At 38.2% G+C, this 21,148-nt stretch carries 19 protein-coding genes; 3 read left to right on the top strand and 16 right to left on the bottom strand.

Annotated elements, in window-relative coordinates; all coding sequences use genetic code 11:
• Positions 1-175 precede the first annotated feature (175 nt).
• The 15 genes from PSF86_RS01390 to PSF86_RS01320 form a co-directional block, all read right to left on the bottom strand.
• Complete coding sequence (locus tag PSF86_RS01390; RefSeq protein ID WP_277898265.1) at positions 176-1,153, bottom strand: polyprenyl synthetase family protein; 978 nt, start codon at positions 1,151-1,153, stop codon at positions 176-178.
• Positions 1,154-1,207: 54 nt separating this feature from the next.
• On the bottom strand, positions 1,208-1,609 hold the full coding sequence (locus PSF86_RS01385; RefSeq protein WP_277898264.1) for a hypothetical protein: 402 nt from the start codon (positions 1,607-1,609) through the stop codon (positions 1,208-1,210).
• Between the two features lie 182 nt (positions 1,610-1,791).
• Complete coding sequence (locus PSF86_RS01380) at positions 1,792-2,529, bottom strand: phosphatase PAP2 family protein (RefSeq protein WP_277898263.1); 738 nt, start codon at positions 2,527-2,529, stop codon at positions 1,792-1,794.
• A gap of 90 nt (positions 2,530-2,619) precedes the next feature.
• Complete coding sequence (rlmN, locus tag PSF86_RS01375; RefSeq protein ID WP_277898262.1) at positions 2,620-3,660, bottom strand: dual-specificity RNA methyltransferase RlmN; 1,041 nt, start codon at positions 3,658-3,660, stop codon at positions 2,620-2,622.
• 230 nt (positions 3,661-3,890) lie between these two features.
• Positions 3,891-4,940, bottom strand: coding sequence for a tRNA preQ1(34) S-adenosylmethionine ribosyltransferase-isomerase QueA (gene queA / locus PSF86_RS01370; RefSeq protein ID WP_277898261.1), 1,050 nt, complete (start codon positions 4,938-4,940; stop codon positions 3,891-3,893).
• 296 nt (positions 4,941-5,236) lie between these two features.
• A complete protein-coding gene (aroA, locus tag PSF86_RS01365; protein WP_277898260.1) occupies positions 5,237-6,466 on the bottom strand; it encodes a 3-phosphoshikimate 1-carboxyvinyltransferase in 1,230 nt (409 codons plus the stop codon).
• 35 nt (positions 6,467-6,501) lie between these two features.
• Positions 6,502-6,828 carry a nucleotide pyrophosphohydrolase gene (locus tag PSF86_RS01360; protein ID WP_277898259.1) on the bottom strand — a complete coding sequence of 109 codons (327 nt, stop codon included), beginning with the start codon at positions 6,826-6,828 and terminating at the stop codon, positions 6,502-6,504.
• 2 nt (positions 6,829-6,830) lie between these two features.
• On the bottom strand, positions 6,831-8,837 hold the full coding sequence (locus tag PSF86_RS01355) for a DUF3858 domain-containing protein (protein WP_277898258.1): 2,007 nt from the start codon (positions 8,835-8,837) through the stop codon (positions 6,831-6,833).
• Between the two features lie 4 nt (positions 8,838-8,841).
• Positions 8,842-10,761 carry a DUF3858 domain-containing protein gene (locus tag PSF86_RS01350; protein WP_277898257.1) on the bottom strand — a complete coding sequence of 640 codons (1,920 nt, stop codon included), beginning with the start codon at positions 10,759-10,761 and terminating at the stop codon, positions 8,842-8,844.
• Between the two features lie 89 nt (positions 10,762-10,850).
• Complete coding sequence (dtd, locus tag PSF86_RS01345; protein ID WP_277898256.1) at positions 10,851-11,300, bottom strand: D-aminoacyl-tRNA deacylase; 450 nt, start codon at positions 11,298-11,300, stop codon at positions 10,851-10,853.
• A 168-nt stretch (positions 11,301-11,468) separates the two neighbouring features.
• On the bottom strand, positions 11,469-12,416 hold the full coding sequence (gene rsgA / locus PSF86_RS01340) for a ribosome small subunit-dependent GTPase A (protein ID WP_277898255.1): 948 nt from the start codon (positions 12,414-12,416) through the stop codon (positions 11,469-11,471).
• A gap of 192 nt (positions 12,417-12,608) precedes the next feature.
• Positions 12,609-13,688, bottom strand: a complete 1,080-nt coding sequence (locus PSF86_RS01335) for a bifunctional 3-deoxy-7-phosphoheptulonate synthase/chorismate mutase type II (protein WP_277898254.1) — start codon at positions 13,686-13,688, stop codon at positions 12,609-12,611.
• An 11-nt stretch (positions 13,689-13,699) separates the two neighbouring features.
• Positions 13,700-14,560 (bottom strand): prephenate dehydrogenase, encoded by an 861-nt coding sequence (locus PSF86_RS01330; protein ID WP_277898253.1) that lies wholly within the window; start codon positions 14,558-14,560, stop codon positions 13,700-13,702.
• A gap of 51 nt (positions 14,561-14,611) precedes the next feature.
• Positions 14,612-15,757: a pyridoxal phosphate-dependent aminotransferase gene (locus tag PSF86_RS01325; protein ID WP_277898252.1), complete on the bottom strand. Its 1,146-nt coding sequence runs from the start codon at positions 15,755-15,757 to the stop codon at positions 14,612-14,614.
• Entirely contained in the window at positions 15,754-16,581 is an 828-nt protein-coding gene (locus PSF86_RS01320; RefSeq protein ID WP_277898251.1) for a prephenate dehydratase, read from the bottom strand. The genes PSF86_RS01325 and PSF86_RS01320 overlap by 4 nt, the downstream gene beginning before the upstream one ends.
• A gap of 381 nt (positions 16,582-16,962) precedes the next feature.
• Between PSF86_RS01320 and pncB the strand changes: the two genes are divergently transcribed.
• Positions 16,963-18,150, top strand: coding sequence for a nicotinate phosphoribosyltransferase (gene pncB, locus PSF86_RS01315; protein ID WP_277898250.1), 1,188 nt, complete (start codon positions 16,963-16,965; stop codon positions 18,148-18,150).
• A gap of 276 nt (positions 18,151-18,426) precedes the next feature.
• Complete coding sequence (gldA, locus tag PSF86_RS01310) at positions 18,427-19,323, top strand: gliding motility-associated ABC transporter ATP-binding subunit GldA (RefSeq protein ID WP_277898249.1); 897 nt, start codon at positions 18,427-18,429, stop codon at positions 19,321-19,323.
• Positions 19,324-19,327: 4 nt separating this feature from the next.
• On the opposite strand, the gene PSF86_RS01305 is transcribed toward gldA, so the two are convergent.
• Complete coding sequence (locus tag PSF86_RS01305; protein ID WP_277898248.1) at positions 19,328-19,786, bottom strand: lipocalin-like domain-containing protein; 459 nt, start codon at positions 19,784-19,786, stop codon at positions 19,328-19,330.
• Positions 19,787-20,365: 579 nt separating this feature from the next.
• Here PSF86_RS01305 and PSF86_RS01300 point away from each other — a divergent pair.
• Positions 20,366-21,058, top strand: coding sequence for a hypothetical protein (locus PSF86_RS01300; protein ID WP_277898247.1), 693 nt, complete (start codon positions 20,366-20,368; stop codon positions 21,056-21,058).
• The last annotated feature ends 90 nt before the right edge of the window (positions 21,059-21,148 follow it).

Here is a 21,148-nt window from a genome sequence, read left to right as displayed (position 1 = left end):
TGTTTTATTCGGCAGGCAGTAGTAGGCACTTTGCTTAAAACTTATATTGTTGAATACCTTGCTGTAAAATATTACTTTACAATTTAATCACTTGGAAAAAATACACATCCAAGCCTTACAGGTATTGAGAAGGTAATTGTATGGCCTCTCATGTGGAAATAATGCGCAAAATCTACTACTTTTTACGCTCTATAACGTAGTTTACCATTAGTTCCAAGGAATCTTTATATGGCGAAGGTGGAAAACCGGACAAAAGCGCAAGTGCCTCTTTTTGGAAAACTATCATTTTTTCTTCGGCGTATGTAAGTCCGCCTTTTTCCTTAACAAAGGCAACCACTTCCTGAACCCGTTTTTTATCTTTGTTGTGCTTTTTAACCGAATTAATGAGCCATTTTTTTTCTTCCTTTCCGGCGTTGTTCAATACATGGATAAGCGGCAGCGTCATTTTTTGTTCCTTAATATCTATTCCTGTAGGCTTACCTATAGGGCCATCGGTATAATCAAATAAATCGTCTTTTATCTGGAAGGCCATGCCAATAAGCTCGCCAAACTTACGCATTTGTTCCACTTCATTAGAATTTGGTTTTATGGAACATGCGCCCAAACTGCAACAGGCGGCTATTAGGGTTGCCGTTTTTTGGCGTATAATCTCATAATAAACATCTTCGGTAATGTCCAATCGCCTGGCTTTTTCTATTTGTAGAAGCTCCCCTTCGCTCATCTCGCGGACAGCCACGGATATAATCTTGAGCAAATCAAAATCTCCGTTGTCGATAGAGAGTAACAGGCCCTTGGAAAGCAGGTAATCGCCAACAAGTACGGCAATCTTGTTTTTCCACAGGGCATTAATGGAGAAAAAACCACGACGACGGTTGCTATCGTCTACCACATCGTCGTGCACCAAAGTAGCCGTATGAATTAACTCTATAACACTGGCCCCGCGGTAGGTGCGCTCGTTAACTTCCCCATTGGACACCATTTTGGCTACCAGAAAAACAAACATGGGCCGCATTTGCTTTCCTTTCCTGTTTACAATATAATAAGTAATCCGGTTGAGCAAGGCCACCTTGGAAGACATGGAATCGTGGAACTTTTTCTCAAAAAGTTCCATTTCCTTACGTATAGGCTGCTTGATTTGTTCTACTACTTTCATAGAAAGCGTAAAGATAGTATTAAAATACTACGATATAAAAGGCTTTTCTTATTTTTACAAAAAACCTTTTTCTTTAAAAAATGTAAGTAGTTGTTTTATGTCGGTTGCTTCTTTTGGGAAGGTCAACTTGCGTTTCTGCCCCGACTTTAAGTAAATGGTAAATACTTTTCCGACTATCTTGTCTTTTTGCTTTATCTTTTTTATTTCACCTAAAGAAATTACCTCTTTATTGGAATATTGAAAAAGCCATATCAATATGAAGGCACTTATAATTCCCATAACAATAACATATATACTGTAATGGGCATCGCCCCGAAAGTAATTGTACATATGAAAAACCCCGATACAGGCACTGAGCAACAGGGCTATTTTTAAAAAAAGGTACTGTGCTTTCTTTCCGTCCTTGATATAGAGTGCACCGTCTACTATTTCCAGTGTTCCATTTTGCAATTGCATGGGTTTGAGTTTTACTCACAAAGTGAGATTAAAATGCCATGTATGGCGGTTTTAATTTTCTTTTGAAAGCCACACATACTTGCATGCGAGTGACCTACCTGTACAATTTAAGAAATTTTGATGAATCTGTGCATATTGTACATATACTGTCTTGCATTAAAATTGAATTACCATACCAACTCCTATTTCTTTCCCGTTGTAAAATGGTACAAAAGCTTTATCATATTTATTCTTTTTGTACCGCTTTTTAAACACTTTTTTTCTATAAATGGTGTAATCCAATAGGCAATCTTTGTACTCAAAATTCCTATCCCGGCTCCGGCAACAACATCACTAAACCAATGCCTATCGTTATAAATTCTAAAAAACCCTGTTCCTGTGGCCACTGCATATCCTGCAAGACCGTACCAAATGGAAACATCTTTGTATTCTTGCCACAAAAATTCGGCCCCTACAAAAGCGGTTGCCGTATGCCCAGAGGGGAAAGAATTCCTAGAACTGCCATCGGGCCTTTCAACTCGGGTAATTGTCTTTAAGCCAAGTATGCTACTGCTCATTATTAAATATGATGTTGCTAAAACAATGCTCCTATCTTTCAAATTGTGTTTCCCTTTTACCCCAAACATATTAAGCCCATATACCGCAATTGCGGGAACGTATTGAGAAATGTCATCTACAGTGAATTTTTCGTCAATGTGTTCGGTAACTTCTTCTTTTATTCCATTATTGATATCTATTAGACTATGGCTCTCTGTAGCAATGAGCCCATAACCTATCATTACTGAAGGAATAATTAAGGCTTTGTAATTAAATTCAAGGAAAGTTGTGTCTCGTGCATTTAAAGTGCCTTGAAGATTGTTTTTTTGCCCATAATGACTTTGTGCCATTAGTAAGGCAATAAAAAATATAAGCTTTCTCATTATTTATAGCAGAATTCGTTACTAGTTGCTAAAGAAACGAGGCAACTACTTAATAATTGTACAGAGAAGCCTATTAAAAAAGATTCTAAACTATGACTTATTGGCAAGCTGGCCACATGCGGCATCTATATCTTTTCCCCTGGAACGGCGCACCGTTACCGTAATGCCATTTCGCTCTAATATTTGTTGGTACTTTTCTATGGCGCTGTTGTCGGCTTGTTTAAAAACCTCGTCGCCAATGGGGTTGTATTCTATTAAATTTACCTTGGACGGGGCAAATTTGCAAAACTTCACCAGTGCGTCCACGTCGTTACGTGTATCGTTTATGCCCTTCCATACAACATACTCGTAGGTAATCCTGCTTTTGGTTTTGCCATACCAATATTCCAATGCCTCTCGCAAATCGGCCAACGGAAAAGTGGCATTAAAAGGCATAATGGAGGTTCGCACCTCGTCTATGGCCGAGTGCAACGATACGGCCAGCTTGAACTTTACTTCGGTATCGGCCATTTTTTTTATCATCTTTGGTACCCCAGATGTAGAGACCGTAATACGCCGTGGAGACATACCTAACCCTTCCGGGGAAGTTATCTTGTCTATGGCCGCCAGTACATTATTGTAGTTCATGAGCGGCTCCCCCATGCCCATAAAAACTATATTGGACAAGGGCCGATCGAAATACAAGCGGCTTTCGTTGTCTATGGCCACCACTTGGTCGTATATTTCATCGGGGGTTAAGTTGCGCATGCGCTTTAACTTGGCCGTGGCACAGAACTTACAGTCCAAACTACAACCTACTTGGCTGGATACGCATGCCGTAGTTCTGGTAGGAGTTGGTATCAATACCGATTCTACAATTAAATCGTCATGGAGTCGCACTGCATTTTTTATGGTCCCGTCATTGCTCCGCTGCATTTGGTCCACGCGTATATTGTTGATAACAAAGTTATCTTCCAGCATTTGCCGTGTTTCTTTAGAAATGTTCGTCATTTCATCAAAAGAGTGAGCGGCCTTTCCCCATAACCATTCATAAACCTGATTACCACGAAAGGCTTTATCGCCATGGGCTTCAAAGAACGTTCTTAATTGTTCTTTGGTCAATGCCCGGATATCTTTTTTTATTGCCTGCATATGTGCAAAGATACATTTTTGATTTTCGGATTTCAATTATATAAAACCACACAAAGCTTTTATCGTGCAAGGTCTTTTTTAAGCTATGTGGGCATAACTACGCTGCCATGGGGTATTTCTTAAAAACCTAAAACAATTTTTAAGAAATCATACGGGAGTAATCCATAAAAGTAAAAAAGCCCTGTTTGTAACATACAACAGGACTTTTCATTATTATTGAACACTACACCTTATAAAATTAACATGGCATCTCCATAAGAATAAAACTTATAGCCTTCCTTAACGGCTTCTTTGTATGCTTTCATTATAAAATCGTGCCCTGCAAAAGCAGAAATCATCATCAACAAAGTCGATTTTGGCGTATGAAAATTGGTGACCATACAGTTGGCTATACTAAAATCGTATGGAGGGAAAATAAATTTGTTGGTCCATCCTTCATATGGATTTAACATATGGTCTGACGATACCGAGCTTTCCAAACCGCGCATCGCGGTAGTCCCGATGGCACAAACTTTTCTTTTCTTGGCTTTTGCATTGTTTACAATGGCCGCTGCTTTTTGATCTATAAAAAGCTCTTCGCTGTCCATTTTATGTTTAGAAAGGTCTTCTACCTCAACTGGGTTAAATGTTCCTAAACCAACATGGAGGGTAAGCTCGGCGAAATCGATGCCTTTTATCTCTAAACGCTTTAACAAATGTTTTGAAAAGTGCAATCCGGCCGTAGGTGCCGCAACAGCCCCTTCGGACTTGGCATATATGGTTTGGTAACGCTCTTCGTCTTCGGGCTCTACGTTTCTTTTAATGTATTTTGGAAGCGGGGTCTCGCCAAGGTCGTTTAGTTTTTTTCTAAATTCTTCATAAGAACCGTCATATAAAAAACGGAGTGTACGTCCTCTGGAGGTTGTATTGTCTATTACCTCGGCCACCAAGCTTTCGTCGTCGCCAAAATACAGTTTATTACCAATTCTAATCTTTCTAGCAGGGTCTACCAATACATCCCATAAACGTTGTTCTACATTAAGTTCCCTTAAAAGAAATACCTCAATGCGGGCGCCTGTTTTTTCTTTATTACCAAACAATCTCGCAGGGAACACCTTTGTATTGTTGAGCACCATTACATCGCCTTCGTCAAAATAATCGATTAGATCCTTGAACAGTTTATGCTCTATTTTCTGTTCTTTTCGATGAAGCACCATTAAACGGGATTCATCTCTATTTTCTGAAGGATACTCTGCTAATAACTCCTTTGGAAGTTCAAAGTTAAAATGTGATAATTTCATCTATTCATTTTTTTTCAGGAACCTAAATTATTACAAATAAAAAACCGACATTCAACAATCAATGATAGATCTTGAAAAATCGGCAAGTATTTATACTTAATTTTTGTGGTTCAAATCTGTTATAATTTAAAGGCAATCTTTATTAAACCAACAAAAATTGCCAATACTCGTATTTTTACGAGCCGCAAATATACAATATGGAAACAGGGGTTGTCAAGGAAAACGGTAATTATTTCTTGTTTTCAAGGAATTACATTTTATAACGGGACCAAATAGCCCTAAAAAAGACCCCAATTTTACAATTTTGTAATGGAAAAGCTCAATTGCTCCAAATCCTTCCAAAAATCCGGGTACGATTTTGAGACTACTTCGGCATCGTTAACAACAATTGGGACTTTTAAGGCCAGTGGTGCAAAGGCCATTGCCATCCTATGGTCGTTATACGTATCTATTTCAACATTTTCTTTTATGGCTTGAGAGGGCTCTAAAAAAAGTTCTTTGTCGGTTACCTTTATGTGGGCGCCCAATTTAGAGAGCTCTGTTTTCAAGGCTTCCAAGCGGTCTGTTTCCTTAATTTTTAATGTATGTAGCCCAGAGAGCTCGCATTTTATCCCTAGGCCGAAACATGTAACAGCAATTGTTTGGGCAATATCGGGTGCATTGGCCAGATCTATATTGATATTTGTGCTTTTGGGTATTTCGGTTACTTTTTTAAGTTTCAAAATATTTTCATTAAAAGAAGTTTCTACGCCAAATTGTCTGTAGACTTCCTGTAAAACACTGTCCCCCTGCAAGCTGTTTGCCTTATAACTCGACAAAGAAATTTCTGTTCCGGTTTGGCACAATGCAACTATGCTGTAAAAGTAAGAAGCCGAACTCCAATCGGATTCCACCACCAAAGTTGTATCATTGGCAGCGTTCAATGGTCGCACGGTAATACTATTGCCCTCAAAATTGGTATTTGCACCAATTTCGTTGAGCAGTGCCACTGTCATTTTAATATAAGGCACCGAAGTAATCTTGCCCTCAAGGGTTAATTCCAGTCCGTTTTCAAGTTGGGGTGCGTTTAACAATAAAGCAGAGATGTACTGGCTACTTACATTGGCGGCCAGCGACACTTTACTTTTGGTTATTGTTTTCCCTTTAATTTTAATTGGGGGATAGCCATCGTTTTTTACATATTCAATTTCTGCACCCAATTGGCGCAATGCGTCCACTAATATTTTTATGGGACGCTCCGTCATACGTTGCGAACCCGTTAGCAACACATCCCTGCCTTCTTGGGTGGCAAAAAAAGCCGTTAAGAAGCGCATTGCGGTTCCTGCATGGTGAATGTTCACTTCTCCGTGATGTACTTTAAGTCCTTTTTGCATCACTTGGGCATCGACTGAGTTTGAGATGTTTTCTATTTGTACGTTCTGGTATAAAGCTTGCAGTAAAAGGGAACGGTTACTTTCGCTTTTGGAACCTGTAATATTTATATGCTGATGAAGGGTGTTTTTGGTTGCAGCTATTAATATATTCATAATTTTAAGACTCGCGGTTTCTTTTTTTTTGGTTTTTATTTTAGTTTTTCGTTATTATGATGCCTGTTGTGGTCGCGTTTGGCTTTTTGGTTCATTTTTTTATCGAACGATGCCTGCAAATCTATGCCCGTTTGATTGGCCAGGCACAAGACCACAAAAACCACATCGGCCAGTTCTTCGCCCAAATCTTTGTTCTTATCGCTTTCCTTTTCACTTTGTTCTCCATAACGACGGGCAATAATACGGGCCACCTCGCCGACTTCTTCGGTAAGTTGGGCCATATTTGTAAGCTCGTTAAAATAGCGTACCCCGTGTTCTTTTATCCATTTATCGACTTCGATTTGTGCATTTTTTATATTCATTGTTAAAGTTGACTTATTACAATTTTTTCTTTTTCCTTTTCTATTATTTTGCTAAAGTACTGCTTTATTGCGTCATAATAAAGTGGTGATATCACTGCCGAAGAAATTTTTAAATCTACCTTTAGTTGAAGTATTTGTTGGTTCTGGACTACCATGTAACTAAATTCGCCTATTCCATCCGGGATTACCATTTTCATGGGGTCTGGCAAAGACTCTACTTTGTAACCTTCAGGGACGTTGATATTAATCATATAACTTTCTTCCCTTGGATACGAAAAGTCGATAGGGAACTCTCTTTTCTCCAATTTAAAAGGGTTTTCTTTCATGGCAAAAAAGAACAAGGGAGATAGGTATATTTTATCGGCTATTAAATCGTAGGCACTTTCGTCATAGAAACTAAACTGTTCTATTATTGGTTTTTGAAGGTCTTTTTTATTCTTTATTTCATATTCATCAATAACTATTTCATTGTACCTATCTTTAATTATGTCGTTTTCATCTTTCTGGTCATAATTTATCCGATAAGAAAGTGCATTATAATCAAAATACTGCCCTCTAACTTTTCCTTTTGCCCCACCTTGGACATCTATGTCTACCAACATATTGACAACTTCTCTTGAAGTAGACCGGGGCATTAAATCTATTTGCATGGAATTGCCGTCTTTTCTTATTATCCTTCCGTACCAATTAAGCGCGCGGGTGGGCAACATTCCCGGGATTGAATATTTACTTGTAGCATCCATAAGTACATAGCCATCTCCCAATTTAGCGGCCGTAACCACATAGTTAAACCCTTCTTGCGTAGGGAACAATGGAACGCCATGAGAACGGGTACTTACCAATACCGGATAGGCTTCAACACCTGCATAATTAAGCATGGAGGCTAACATTAAATTAATTTCTGCAATATTGCCACTATTCTTTTTGTATGCTTCTTTTACTCCATCGTGACAGGTATACCCATAATTTTGGTTCCATGCCATTTTATTTTTTACATAGTTGAATATTAGCCCTGCTTTTTCTTCATTGGTCGAAGCATTGGCCATAAGTGGGTCTATATCCTTTTCAAAATATCCGGTTTTACGCAATTCATTGCCAAAATCGCTATAGCTATAAATCTTTTTTGTAACGTCTTCCCAAGTGGTGGCATAGTATTCTATAGGGGCGTTTGGAAATTTAATATACGAAAGTTCATAATCTATGCTCGCCCTGTAGTTATCTATATTGTTTACAAAAGGCTCGTCTTTTAACGCAGGAATGTTGGATAAGTTTATGGAGTTGATGTTTATTTTATAGTCCAACTTTTGGCTGCTGTATGTTGTTTTTACAACATGTCCATTATTGTTCGACCTGTTTTTATTTACAAAGTTAATCGAGCCGCTTTTGGCGCTAGTAGCAATGTTAAGTGGATAATATCCTTTTATCAATGGTTTAAAGTAAAAATATTCGGGAAACTCAAAAGAAGCTTCTACTTGGTCTACCGGAATCTCCCTTTGTACTTGAACCTCATGTATATTGGATAAAAAAGGAGATGTAATATTGTATTTATATTCAATTATACTGCCTTCTTTTAGGTTGGGAAAAGTAAATGTCTCGCTTTTCCAGTATCGGGACTCGTCATTATTGAATACTGCACTTTTATTTAACTTGGTTTCATCAATCTTACCAGCTACCAGATTATAGGTATATCCTTTTAACGAGGATAAATTTTCATCATCAGAATCGCCTTTGTACAAGTAGACTTTTTCGGTTCCGTAGGCAAATCCTTTTTCATTGTATATTTTAATTCGTTTTTGTACTTCGGTTATCAACAAAAAACCTTTGTCCTGAACATATTGAAAATAGGATCTTTTCTTTTCAAATAAAACTGAAGCTACCGCTGATGAATCAGTGGGGTGCATTTTTTCTTCAAGTTCACTTATGGACACTTTTCCAAAATCGTAATCTTGGCAATACATACTTTCAGCTCCAAAAAACAGGATTAACAGTAGGGTAAAAGTCTTGAACATAGTTTTAGTTTTTGTTTATCAACATTATTTTAGCGTTTTCTAGTTTGGATATTTGCTTTCTAAAATCTCTATAATCGGCATATTTCTCTTTTGGGTACAACCCTTTTTTCAAAAAGAATTCCTTTTGATAGATAATATTGTTTTCTGAATCTTTTTCAAGGTTTAGGGCATAACTGCCAAATTCGCTCTCCAGGGTTTCGTTTTTTGGCATGGCCTCAATTTCAAAACCTTCCGGAAGGTTAATCTTTATACTGTCTTTATAGACAAAGCCCCTTGGAACCTCGAAGGGCATTTTTCGGTCTTTGTACCTTGCGGGCACATATGTATTACGGTCGAAGAGATTGATGTTCACCAACATCCTGTCTCCCATATTCGATGCATATTTAGTAGCCGATAAACTTACATCTTCCATAAAAACCACATTCTCTTTATCGTTTTTAAACCGGGGCTGTTTTAGGGAGAGATTGTTTATATAATGCCAATAATCTTTATAAGATTTTACAATATCATCGTTATTTCTTTCACCTAGATAAAAACGGCTGTCATACAGCACACCTTTTGTGGTAATGGAAACGCTGGCATCTACACTTCCATCTGCATGCAGTTCTATTTCGCCTATATTACGCAACTCATTATCCCTGTTAATATAGGCAACGGTTGTTGTAATTTGCCCGCCTTCGGGCTTCATAACAAGTACTTTTCTGTTATCGGTAAAGTCCCCGACATAATTAAACGGAAGCACCCTTGAAGTACAATCTATCCAACAATAATCCTCGCCATTGGGTATGGCCAAAATAGCATGGTTCCCCTGCGTCAATGAAGCAAACTGCCCATCAAAATCCACAATCTGGCTTCCTGCTTCCACATGTGTATAATAGGCATCTACCCCAATGGCTTCCAGCAAGGCTTTTGTATAATTTGAAAGCCCTTTGCAATCGCCATATTTCACCTTGTCTACTTCTTCTGCCATGATAGGCTGAATCCCGCCAATTCCAATTTGAACGCTTATATACCGTGTTTGTTCCTGCACGTATTCATATATTTTCTTTGCCTTTAATATCGGGTCGTCTATTCCTGCCACCAATGCTTTTGCCTTGGCAATGGTTTGCTCGGGAAGTATATTTCTACCTGTTAAAATCTTGTTGTACATCCATCCTCCCAATTCTTCCCAATTAGAGGCATGTCCTTCAATACCACTTATGTTAAAATGATTGGCCGCTACTTGGAGTTTCGGTATAAAGTACATTAGGCTGGGTGCTAAATCTTCATATTCAATTGCTGGAATTGACCGTGCAGAATAAGTGATGTCATTGCCATTTTGAGTTTTTTGAATATTGAAACCTTCAAGGTTGTCTTCTTTTATACGAAGTGTAACATCTGTTCCGTAATTAATATGAAACGTACTTTTTTCTACGCTCACGTTGTAACCAGAAACAAAATACCATATAGGTATGGAAACCGTGTTCGGGGTCTCTATTTCAGAAATAAATTTAATTGTATAAGGATACGAAGTTGGCGTGTAATCTAGGTACAAAATCCTATGATCGGAATAGAGGGTGCCTCTGGGAACAGCACTTCGGTCTTTAAAATCCCTCTTTTTAAATGTCTTTATTTCATTACCCATTTGGTCGTAAATAACAGCTTCAACCGATTTGATTTTTACGTCATCGCTATAATATTCATAAGCTGATGCATATTTATCGCCTGCCTTGTTCAATATGGTAACTACTTCTTCTTTGTATACCCTCATCTTGTCAAACGATGGGATATTTATAGAAATGCTGTCATTACGCATTATGGCATTGGCATCTTTTGTCAATGCTGTATTTAGTACAATCGATTGAAGTTGAAATGCTTCTTGGGAAACAGCGGTCATTACATTAAAGAGCACGAAGAATACTCCTAAATAGGATTTAATTTGCATTAATAGTTAGGTTTGTTTAGACGCTAAATATATAAAAAAACCTCAAATCTAAGTGAGGATATTTATTTTTTTAGTGTTTTTTTTCGCTATTATCGATTTTTGGAATCTATTAAAATGGTAACCGGACCATCATTGAGCAACGAGACCTTCATGTCGGCACCAAATTCACCGGTTCCTACTTTTTTACCGAGCTCGTTTTCCAGTTGGGCTACAAAGGCCTCATAAAGCGGAATGGCAATATTGGGCTTGGCTGCTTTTATATAAGAAGGCCTGTTCCCTTTTTTGGTAGCAGCATGCAGGGTAAACTGGCTTACCACAATTACATCGCCATTTATTTCTTTTATGGAAAGGTTCATTACATTATTATCGTCATTAAAAATACGGAGGCCGGTTATTTTTCTGCACAACCACTCAATATCTTCTTTTGCATCTGCTTCTTCTATCCCTAAAAGTATAAGCAGCCCATGTTTTATTGCTGATTTTATTTCTCCTTCTATGGTAACGCTTGCTTCACTTACTCTTTGAATAACTACACGCATTTTTTGTTGTTTGTTGTTTGTTGGGTTGATGGTTGATAGTTGATATAAAAGGACAACCTTGAACAAATACCCTTTCCTTATTAACTTATTAGCTCCTTACATTATATGACTTCTCCTTCGTCGAAGTGATTAAAGCTTTGCACCTTTGAAACTCTGAACTCAAAAAAGCTAATCTCCATAAATATCGGTTCGGTAGTTTTCTTCTTCGCCTTCAAGTATTTGCAAATAGCTTTTATACCTGCTCCATGCTATTTCGTTGTTTTCCAATGCTTTTTTTACCGCGCATTTGGGTTCGTCTATGTGTAAACAGTTGTTAAACCTGCACTGGCTTTTCAGCTTGAAAAACTCCGGGAAATAATCACCTACTTCATATTTGTCCATATTTACAATTCCAAAGCCTTTAATTCCGGGCGTATCGATAATCCGGGCATCAAAGCTCAAGTCGTACATTTCGGCAAAAGTTGTGGTATGTTGGCCTTGTTTGTGTTGTTCGGAAATTTCGGCCGTTTTTAAATTCAAACCGGGCTGAATGCAATTTATAAGCGTAGATTTTCCAACTCCCGAATGTCCAGAAAATATGCTGGTATTCCCTTCCATTATATTTTGGACTGCCGCTATGTTTGTATTTACCTTTGCCGACACTTTAAAGCACTGATAACCAATTTTTTTATATACATCGGCCAGATATTCTACATCTATCAATTCTTCTTCTGTATAGGTGTCTATTTTATTGAACAGCAACACCGGGGTAACATCATATGCCTCTGAAGTAACCAAAAAACGGTCTATAAAATCTGTAAAAGTTACCGGATCTTTAAGGGTTACCAATAGAAAAGCTATGTCTATGTTGGCTGCAATTATGTGCGTTCGCTTGGAAAGGTTTACAGACTTGCGTATTATATAGTTTTTGCGGTCGTGAATGTTAGCGATTACACCAATTTTTTCATCGCCGATGGTTTCCAGATTAAAGTCCACAACATCACCAACAGCAATGGGATTGGTACTTTTTATTCCTTGAATCCTAAACTTTCCCTTTATCCTGCAATTAATAAAAGTTCCATCTTCGGCCTTTACATTATACCAACTCCCGGTTGATTTGTAGACTAATCCTGTCATATTGAAAAGTTAGAAGTCAAAAGTACACAAAATTATTTCGTTGAAAATTAATACCGATCCAATGAAATAATTTTATGCATTTACCTGAAGTAAAACTGAAATTTATATATTTTTCTGATGTAAATTTCAGTTTTCGCAGCAGCAAATCACAACCATAATGTTAGTTACTTTTGACTTCTTAACCTCTTGTTATTATTTAACGATTTTTTCTTGGTGATTGATGGATTCTTGGTGAATTGCCTTGAATATCCGTAAGATAAATTCTTCGCTCAAGCCATTCTGCTCTCCTTCCAGCACCATTTTCCCTAAAATTTCGTTCCATCGTTTAGATTGAAGCACGGCTACGTTGCGTTGTTTCTTTAACTTCCCTATTTCATCAGAAACCTTCATGCGCTTACCCAGGATTTCTATCAGTGAATTATCAATCACGTCAATCTGCGCACGGCAATTGGTTAATTTGTTGTTGTATTCGGCTTCCTCATCGGTTTCTTTTCTAATCTTTAAATCCCTCATGATCTGCTTTAGACTTTGCGGGGTAACCTGTTGGGCGGCGTCGCTCCATGCATTGTCTGGATCGCAATGTGTTTCAATCATCAACCCGTCGTAATTTAAATCCAACGCCATTTGCGACACATCAAAAATCATGTCCCTTTTTCCTGTAATGTGCGAAGGATCTAATATCAATGGAAGATCGGGGAATTTATTTTGAAGCTCAATGGCCAGTTGCCATTCCGGATTGTTTCTGTATTTAGTTTTTTCATAAGTAGAAAACCCTCTATGGATAACCCCGAGGTTTTTGATGTTCTTGCTGTACAAACGCTCAATACCGCCTAACCAAAGGGCCAAATCTGGGTTTACCGGGTTTTTTACCAATACAATTTTATCGGTCCCTTCCAGGGCATCGGCAATTTCTTGAATAATGAACGGGCTAACGGTAGAACGTGCGCCAATCCACAATAAATCCACATCGTTTTCCAAGGCCAGTTCTACATGTGCTTTATTGGCTACTTCAGTTGCAGTTTTTAAACCGGTTTCTTCTTTAACTTTTTTTAGCCATTTTAACCCAATAGAGCCTACGCCTTCAAAATTTCCAGGTCTTGTTCTTGGCTTCCATATTCCTGCACGGAAGTAATTTACATCGCTATCTTTTAGGTCGTGAGCAATTTTTAATACCTGCTCTTCTGTTTCTGCACTACATGGGCCTGCAATTACTAACGGATGATCTAAGTTCATCCCGTCTAACCATGTTCTTAATCCTGCTGAATTTTCCATTTTAAATTTACTTATGAAGTTTTGATTGAAATTCCTTTTAATATTTCCTTTATTCTATTTGTATCGGCCATCTCTTTATAGATAGCGTTGTAATCGTCTTGTTGCATTAATTCTTTAAACTTTTGAAGGTTTGCTATATATTCTTCAAGCGTTTCTATTACATTTTCTTTGTTCTGTTCGAAAATGGGGCTCCACATGGCCGGCGAACTTTTTGCCAGCCTTACGGTACTTTCAAATCCACTGCCTGCCATATCAAAAATATCGCGTTCGTTTTTTTCTTTTTCGATAACCGTTTTTCCCAACATAAACGAACTGATATGCGATAAATGCGACACATAGGCAATGTGCTTATCGTGCGCCTTTGGGTCCATGTAACGAATGCGCATCCCCAGATCGTTAAATATTTTAAAGCCCCGTTCCTGTAATTTAAAGGCTGTTTTTTCTACCTCGCAAACTATATTTGTTTTTCCTGTATACAATCCTCTTATTGCTGCTTTTGGCCCAGAAAACTCGGTCCCGGCAATGGGGTGTGCTGCTAAAAAGTTCCTGCGCTTTGGGTGATTTTCTAAAGCAGTGCAAATATTCGCTTTTGTTGAGCCAACATCAAAAACCAAAGTATCGTCTTTTACGATGTCCAAAACCTTGGGAATCACTTCCAAAGAAACATTTACGGGAATGGATACAATTACCACATCGGCCTCCTTAGCATCTTCCAGGGTTCCTTTTCTATCTATAAACCCAATAGATACGGCTTCTTCCATGTGTGCTTCGTTGGCATCAAACCCTACAATGTTGGCTTCTTTATTGGAGGTTTTAATGTCTAATGCCATTGAACCGCCTATGAGCCCTAACCCTATTACAAATACATTCATCACTGTCTATGGTTTATGGTTTTTGATATACGAATTTGTTTCTGTTTCATTTTAAAACCTATTTATCGCTTCCTTAATCTGTTCTTCTTTTACGCACAATGAAAAGCGGATGTACCCTTCTCCATTACTCCCAAAAATGGTACCCGGGGTAATAAAGATGCTTTTATCGTACAATATTTTGTCTATAAACGCTTCTGCCGATGGCATTTCTGAAGGCAATTTGGCCCAAACAAACATTCCCGAAGCATCTGTATTGTACGTACAGCCTAATGTATCGGCAAGCTGAAAAATCAAGGCCCTTCGTTTTTGGTACACGTTGTTCAACGCTGAATACCACTTTGACGATAGCTCCAATGCCTTTACCGCTCCTTTTTGCAAACCGTAAAACATACCGCTATCCATATTGCTCTTTACTTTAAGCACCGCATCAATAAACCGTGCGTTCCCCAAAACAAACCCTACGCGCCAACCGGCCATATTGAATGTTTTGCTTAATGAATTTAACTCTAATGCCACTTCTTTGGCACCAGGTACCGCCAAAATGCTCAATCTTTCTTCGTTCAGCACAAAACTATAGGGGTTATCGTTTACCAACAGTATGTTATTGCGTTTGGCAAATTTCACCAGTCCTTCAAATATCTCTTTATTGGCGTTGGCACCAGTTGGCATATGCGGATAGCTTAACCACATTAGCTTTACTTTGGAAAGGTCTGTTTTTTCCAAAGCTTCCAAATCGGGCAACCAACTACCTTTTTGGGTTAAACCATAATATTTAGGTACTGCGCCCACCAACTTTGTTACCGATGTGTATGTTGGATATCCCGGGTTTGGAATGAGCACCTCATCGCCTTCGTTCAAAAAAGCCATACTAATGTGCATAATCCCTTCTTTGGAGCCCATTAACGGTAATAACTCTGTATTGCTGTCTACTTCAACTTGAAAATGCTTTTTATAAAAATTGGCAGCGGCATTCCTCAATTCCGGGAGCCCTTGATAACTTTGGTACTGGTGGGCCTTATCGTCTCCCAACGAAGTAACAAGTGCTTCTAAAACTTCTTTGGACGGAGCCATATCGGGGCTTCCTATGCCCATGTTGATAATGGGTTTCCCTTCGGCCATTAATCCTCTTACTTCTCTTAATTTTTTAGAAAAATAGTATTCTTCAACGGTTTGTAAACGGTCTGCAACTTGTATCATTTTTTTGCATTTTTATATTCGCCATGTACCTTAAAGTGCGATGCCATTATTTTAAGCAATGCCTTTGCCTTTTCAAAATCTTCATACTGTTCAAAAGTCACATCGACAAAAAAGGAATAACGCCATGGGGTTTCTATTTTTGGCAACGACTGTATCTTGGTCAGGTTTAACTTGCAATCGCTCATTACGTTCAATACGGTTGCCAAGCTCCCTCTTTTGGTACCGAGCTCGAACATTACCGATGCCTTGTTGATGGCTTCTTTTGGTATGACCGAATTTTTTGTTTGTACAATTACAAAACGTGTGGCATTGTTTTTCATGGTCTGTATGCCTTCCGCCAGGATATCCAAATCGAAAATATTGGCTGCAACCTTGCTTGCAATGGCCCCCACGCCTTTTAATTGCCCTTGATGTATTCTCCGGGCCACTTCGGCGGTATCGGCATCTTCTATCAATTTTATATGTGGATATTGCTTAAAGAACACCTTGCATTGCAATAAGGCCATTGGGTGCGAGTATACTTCGGTAATATCCTCGATGCTTTGCCCTTTCAATACCAATAAATTATGCTGTACGTTAATGTAATGCTCGCCGATAATGTGCAGGCCGTTCATGTCTATAAGGGCATAATTGGGGATAATGGACCCTGCAATGGAATTTTCTATGGCCATTACACCTACACTGCTTGTTTTACTTAACAGGCTATCTACCAAGGCATCAAACGAAAGACATTCGTCTACGCCTACATCATCGCCAAAATATTCTTTTGCCACCTGATGGTGAAAAGAACCTAATATTCCTTGTATTGCAACTTTATTGTTCATTTAAATTTTGCATAAAAAAAAGTCCCGAAAAAATTCCGGGACCTTATATATTTTACTTTAGCAATAACCTATAACCGTCCCGTTCTTTCATTAAAAAAATAAAAGAAGAAAAAGTAAAAGTTCCAGATATAAGCGTTTGCCAACATGAATTTTATACTGTTTTGTGGTGCTAATGTAATTATTAATTTGAAAAATAAAACCCTTTGCCCCGTTTTTTTTGAAAAAAAGAGTATTTCATAACTTTTTTTAAATAATTAATTTCAAAAATCACGCTTTTTTAAAAATCCCATAACCACTTTTTGCCCTTTGCCCTATATTTACGCTCGCCAATAGCCGCTATTAAAAAATATGTAGTACCTTTCTAAATAAACTGTAACAGGCATGCTGAAGGATCCCGACTTTTCAATTTTTAATTCTATCCTTGATAACGACTTTTATAAATTTACCATGCAATGCGCCGTGGTAAAATTGTTTCCACGCGTAAAAGCAAGATATAAATTTATTAACCGGGGAACACACAAGTTCCCTGAAGGATTTGGCCAAGTACTTAGAACCGCTATAGACCAAATGGCACAATTGCAACTAACCAAAAGCGAAAAACAGTTCCTTAAAGAAAACTGTCAATACCTCAACCCGGCATATGTAGACTTTCTGGAAGGTTACCGTTACGACCCCTCTGAAGTGACCATATCACAAACCGGGGAAAATCTGGAAGTTTATATTTCTGGCTATTGGTACAGGACCATTTTATGGGAAGTCCCTATTTTGGCCCTTATTAGCGAGCTGTTTTACAAACTTACCGGACAAAAACGCTGGAGCGATGAAAAAATAACGGCCAATACACTTGAAAAAATTAAACTATACAACGAACTGGGCGTAACCTTTGCCGAGTTTGGTACCCGGCGAAGGCATTCGTACCGCACGCACCGCGAGGTTATGCATACGCTATCATCGTATAAAGGGCAAAGTTTTATAGGTTCCAGCAACGTGCATATGGCAATGCTGTACAATGTAAAGCCCATTGGTACGCATGCGCACGAATGGTTTATGTTTCATGCGGCCGAGTATGGGTTTAAAATGGCCAATGCCATGTCGCTCGAACATTGGGTAGACGTGTACCGTGGCGATTTGGGTGTTGCACTGTCTGATACGTACACCACGGAAGTATTCTTTAAACAGTTCGACACCAAATTTGCCAAACTTTTCGACGGTGTCCGGCACGATAGCGGCGACCCGATTGAATTTGCCGAAAAAACCATTGAGCATTATAAAAACCATGGCATTAACCCCCTGTACAAATACATTATATTTTCTGATGGCCTCAACCCAGAGAAAGTAGCATCCATAACCAAAGCCTGTAAAGGAAAAATAGGCCTCTCCTTCGGTATAGGCACTAATTTAACCAACGATGTTGGCCTGAAACCCATGAATATTGTAATTAAACTTACCGACATACTCACTAGCGACAACGAATGGCTGCCTACCGTAAAACTATCGGACGAGCCCGGCAAGCATACCGGCGATGAAAAAATGATTGCCTTGGCCAAAGAATTACTTAGGATTGCTTAACCGGGTATGGTGCAGAGTTTATAGTTTTAAGTTTCAGGTTTATGGTTGTTACGCTGTTATGTTGCTATGTTGTTGAGAGTTGAGAGTCCAGATTTTCAGTCACTTCGACGAAGGAGAAGCCGCATAACGTAATAAGTTAACGAGGAAAGGGTATTTGTTCAAGGTTGTTCTTTTAAATTTACTATCAACTACCAACGAAGAACTCTCAACTATCGAACTTTAAAACTTTTTAAATTTCAACTTTTAACTTTAACACATTAAAACTACATTTGGCATATGTCCATAGAAGTCTTCAACATAAGTAAAAATTACGGAGCGCAAGAAGCGCTTAAAAATATATCCTTCACCCTTAAAAAAGGAGAAATCGTTGGTTTTTTAGGGCCCAATGGTGCCGGGAAATCAACGCTAATGAAAATCCTTACCACCTATTTAAGCCCTTCCGGAGGAACTGCCAAAATAAACGGTTTTGCCATTGATGCCCAAAAGATGGATGTAAAACAAAGCATTGGGTATTTGCCTGAGCACAACCCGTTGCACTTGGATATGTACGTGCGTGAATATTTAAGTTATACCGCCAGTTTATACAAGGTTAAAAAAAATGTTGTTGAAGAAACAATCGCCCAATGCGGGTTGACCCCGGAAGCCAATAAAAAAATAGGCGCCCTTTCTAAGGGATACCGCCAAAGGGTCGGGCTGGCCGCTGCGCTGATTGGCAACCCCGATGTCTTGATTCTCGATGAGCCCACCACTGGGCTTGACCCCAACCAGTTAATCGAGATTAGAAAACTTATAAAAAGGGTTGGGAAAGAAAAAACCGTACTGCTCTCCACCCATATCATGCAGGAAGTCGAGGCTATTTGCGACCGGGTAATCATTATTAATAAAGGTGAGATCGTGGCCGACAAAAAGCTTACCGAACTTAGAAAAGCACAAGAGCAGATTATCGAAGTGGAGTTTGATTACCGTGTGGAAGAAGTATTGTTGGAACAACTGCCAAAGGCCAAACAGGTAAAAAACAGTATTGGTTTTGTATATGAAATTACCTTTGAAACCGACACCGATATGCGCGCCACCGTTTTTGACTTTGCCCATGACAACGGACTCAAAACGCTTCAACTCAATCAAAAAAACAAAAACCTGGAAAGTTTGTTCGTAGAGCTTACCAGCAGTTAATTTTTTACTTTTCCCGCACCAGTTTCTCGATATTGATACGGTTTACCCCGATATCTTCTATTCTTTCAATTCCCTTTGTAACAAGCGTGTCGCCATGAACGGTATACACAAACGAAAAGCTGTTGCCCTCCCACTCCCTAAAGTTGCAATACGTTAAATGTTCGGTATACAAACTGTCTTTTACAGAATAGGTGCCCCCGCCGGCCACAAAAGCCGCTGTACTGTCCTTTCCATGGTTTAAATCATGGTTTAAAAAGGCAAAATGTGTTTTGTTGATAATTTTAATCATTTCCCTGTCCCTGGTATAATCGGTTACCGTGGTGTCCGATCCCTCAATGGTAGTTCCCGAAATCAACCTCCAGGTACCTATCAATGGGTTGTCCACCGTTTTTGGTTGATTTTTTTTAGGTGAACAGGAAATACTTATGATTGCTACCGCAATAAGAAAAGTAAGTTTTTGCATGGTTATGGTTGGTCTAAATTAATCTATAAACAAATATAGATGAATCGATAAGATAATTAAATAAAATTTTTGGACCCCGACCCTTTTAATACCATAGCCTATAAATAGAACCATACCAATACATGGGCAAACTATATGGCGGTTTTTTTTATATGTCCTGATACGTTAATGCACCAATTTTTGGGGTCTTTTATATATCCAGATACGTTGACATACCTATTTTTTTGGGTTTTTTATTGGTAAAAATACCTCAAGCACCTATTTAGAAGAGCATTTAACCCCAAATTATACGTTAACACACCTGTCTTTTGAGGTTATATACCTATATGGACAGGCATGGCACGTATCCAACCCTATTTTTTACCTATCCAAAGGGGTTCTGGACGTATCTGGAATTGTATTTTTAGCAAAAAAAGGACTAAAAAGCACTATAACCTATTATTTTGTAAGAGAAATATGTATTGTTAGTAACAACTAAACCAATACCATATACTTCGCTACTACTATTTTTTAGGTGTTTTATATAAGAAATTGGTGTTTATTGAGCGGTTACTTAATTAAAATAAATTGTTACAAGAATTGAATAAAATAGACAAATCATTAACAAAAACAGTCAAGACTTCTGACCTTCAGAATGTTTCGACAGATTTGACTGAAGTTATACTGGATTCGATGCTCGATGACGGAATTTTAAAGGATATTCCGATTTTAGGTTCAATCGTTGGCATGGGAAAAACTGCTTCAACAATAAAAGATGCTCTTTTTCTAAAAAAAATAATTTATTTTTTGACAGAGTTAAAAGATATTCCAATCGAACAGAGAGAAAAAATGATTGACTCGATTGATAACTCGGAAAAACAGAAAATCAAAATCGGAGAAAAACTGATTTTCATATTGGACAAGTGTGATGATTATCTTGATGCTAAATACATTGGGCAATTTTTCCGTGGATTTCTGGAAAGTCAAATAACTTACGAGGAGTTTTTACAAGGTGCACGCATAATTCAAAATATATATAACGGAGACTTGGAATATTTTTTAGGTCGTGACCTATCCAAAATTGAAATTGAAGCATCAACAGAAGAAGCGCCTGACGATGATACTTTTCCGTTAATTAATAGTGGGATTTGTGGGTTTGGATATAATCCAACAAGAGTAGAAGACCAACGGGACTATGAAATATCAGATAAATATATTGTTAAAGGTGGAGAAGTTGTAATATGGATTACATCAATTGGAAAAAAACTGAAAGACATTTTAAAAATTGAATAATAATTAATGCCAACAACAGTAACCATTATATAACCCACTAATTCAATAAAAACTAGATAGATTTATGGGTTTTGTATTGTTACATAATTT

This window comes from Galbibacter pacificus, from assembly GCF_029603165.1.
GTDB lineage: Bacteria > Bacteroidota > Bacteroidia > Flavobacteriales > Flavobacteriaceae > Galbibacter > Galbibacter pacificus.
The sequence above is the reverse complement of the archived record's forward strand: the minus strand, read 5'-3'. Positions and strand labels throughout refer to the sequence as shown.

Coding starts and splice junctions, on each gene's coding strand:
- PSF86_RS01360 (WP_277898259.1), bottom strand. CDS start 6,828: ATGAATATAAAAAATGCACAAATCGAAGTCGATAAATGGATAAAAGAA.
- rlmN (WP_277898262.1), bottom strand. CDS start 3,660: ATGCAGGCAATAAAAAAAGATATCCGGGCATTGACCAAAGAACAATTA.
- PSF86_RS01325 (WP_277898252.1), bottom strand. CDS start 15,757: ATGATACAAGTTGCAGACCGTTTACAAACCGTTGAAGAATACTATTTT.
- pncB (WP_277898250.1), top strand. CDS start 16,963: ATGCTGAAGGATCCCGACTTTTCAATTTTTAATTCTATCCTTGATAAC.
- queA (WP_277898261.1), bottom strand. CDS start 4,940: ATGAAATTATCACATTTTAACTTTGAACTTCCAAAGGAGTTATTAGCA.
- aroA (WP_277898260.1), bottom strand. CDS start 6,466: ATGAATATATTAATAGCTGCAACCAAAAACACCCTTCATCAGCATATA.
- PSF86_RS01330 (WP_277898253.1), bottom strand. CDS start 14,560: ATGAATGTATTTGTAATAGGGTTAGGGCTCATAGGCGGTTCAATGGCA.
- PSF86_RS01305 (WP_277898248.1), bottom strand. CDS start 19,786: ATGCAAAAACTTACTTTTCTTATTGCGGTAGCAATCATAAGTATTTCC.
- PSF86_RS01350 (WP_277898257.1), bottom strand. CDS start 10,761: ATGCAAATTAAATCCTATTTAGGAGTATTCTTCGTGCTCTTTAATGTA.
- rsgA (WP_277898255.1), bottom strand. CDS start 12,416: ATGACAGGATTAGTCTACAAATCAACCGGGAGTTGGTATAATGTAAAG.
- PSF86_RS01390 (WP_277898265.1), bottom strand. CDS start 1,153: ATGAAAGTAGTAGAACAAATCAAGCAGCCTATACGTAAGGAAATGGAA.
- PSF86_RS01385 (WP_277898264.1), bottom strand. CDS start 1,609: ATGCAATTGCAAAATGGAACACTGGAAATAGTAGACGGTGCACTCTAT.
- gldA (WP_277898249.1), top strand. CDS start 18,427: ATGTCCATAGAAGTCTTCAACATAAGTAAAAATTACGGAGCGCAAGAA.
- PSF86_RS01320 (WP_277898251.1), bottom strand. CDS start 16,581: ATGAACAATAAAGTTGCAATACAAGGAATATTAGGTTCTTTTCACCAT.
- PSF86_RS01380 (WP_277898263.1), bottom strand. CDS start 2,529: ATGAGAAAGCTTATATTTTTTATTGCCTTACTAATGGCACAAAGTCAT.
- PSF86_RS01355 (WP_277898258.1), bottom strand. CDS start 8,837: ATGTTCAAGACTTTTACCCTACTGTTAATCCTGTTTTTTGGAGCTGAA.
- dtd (WP_277898256.1), bottom strand. CDS start 11,300: ATGCGTGTAGTTATTCAAAGAGTAAGTGAAGCAAGCGTTACCATAGAA.
- PSF86_RS01335 (WP_277898254.1), bottom strand. CDS start 13,688: ATGGAAAATTCAGCAGGATTAAGAACATGGTTAGACGGGATGAACTTA.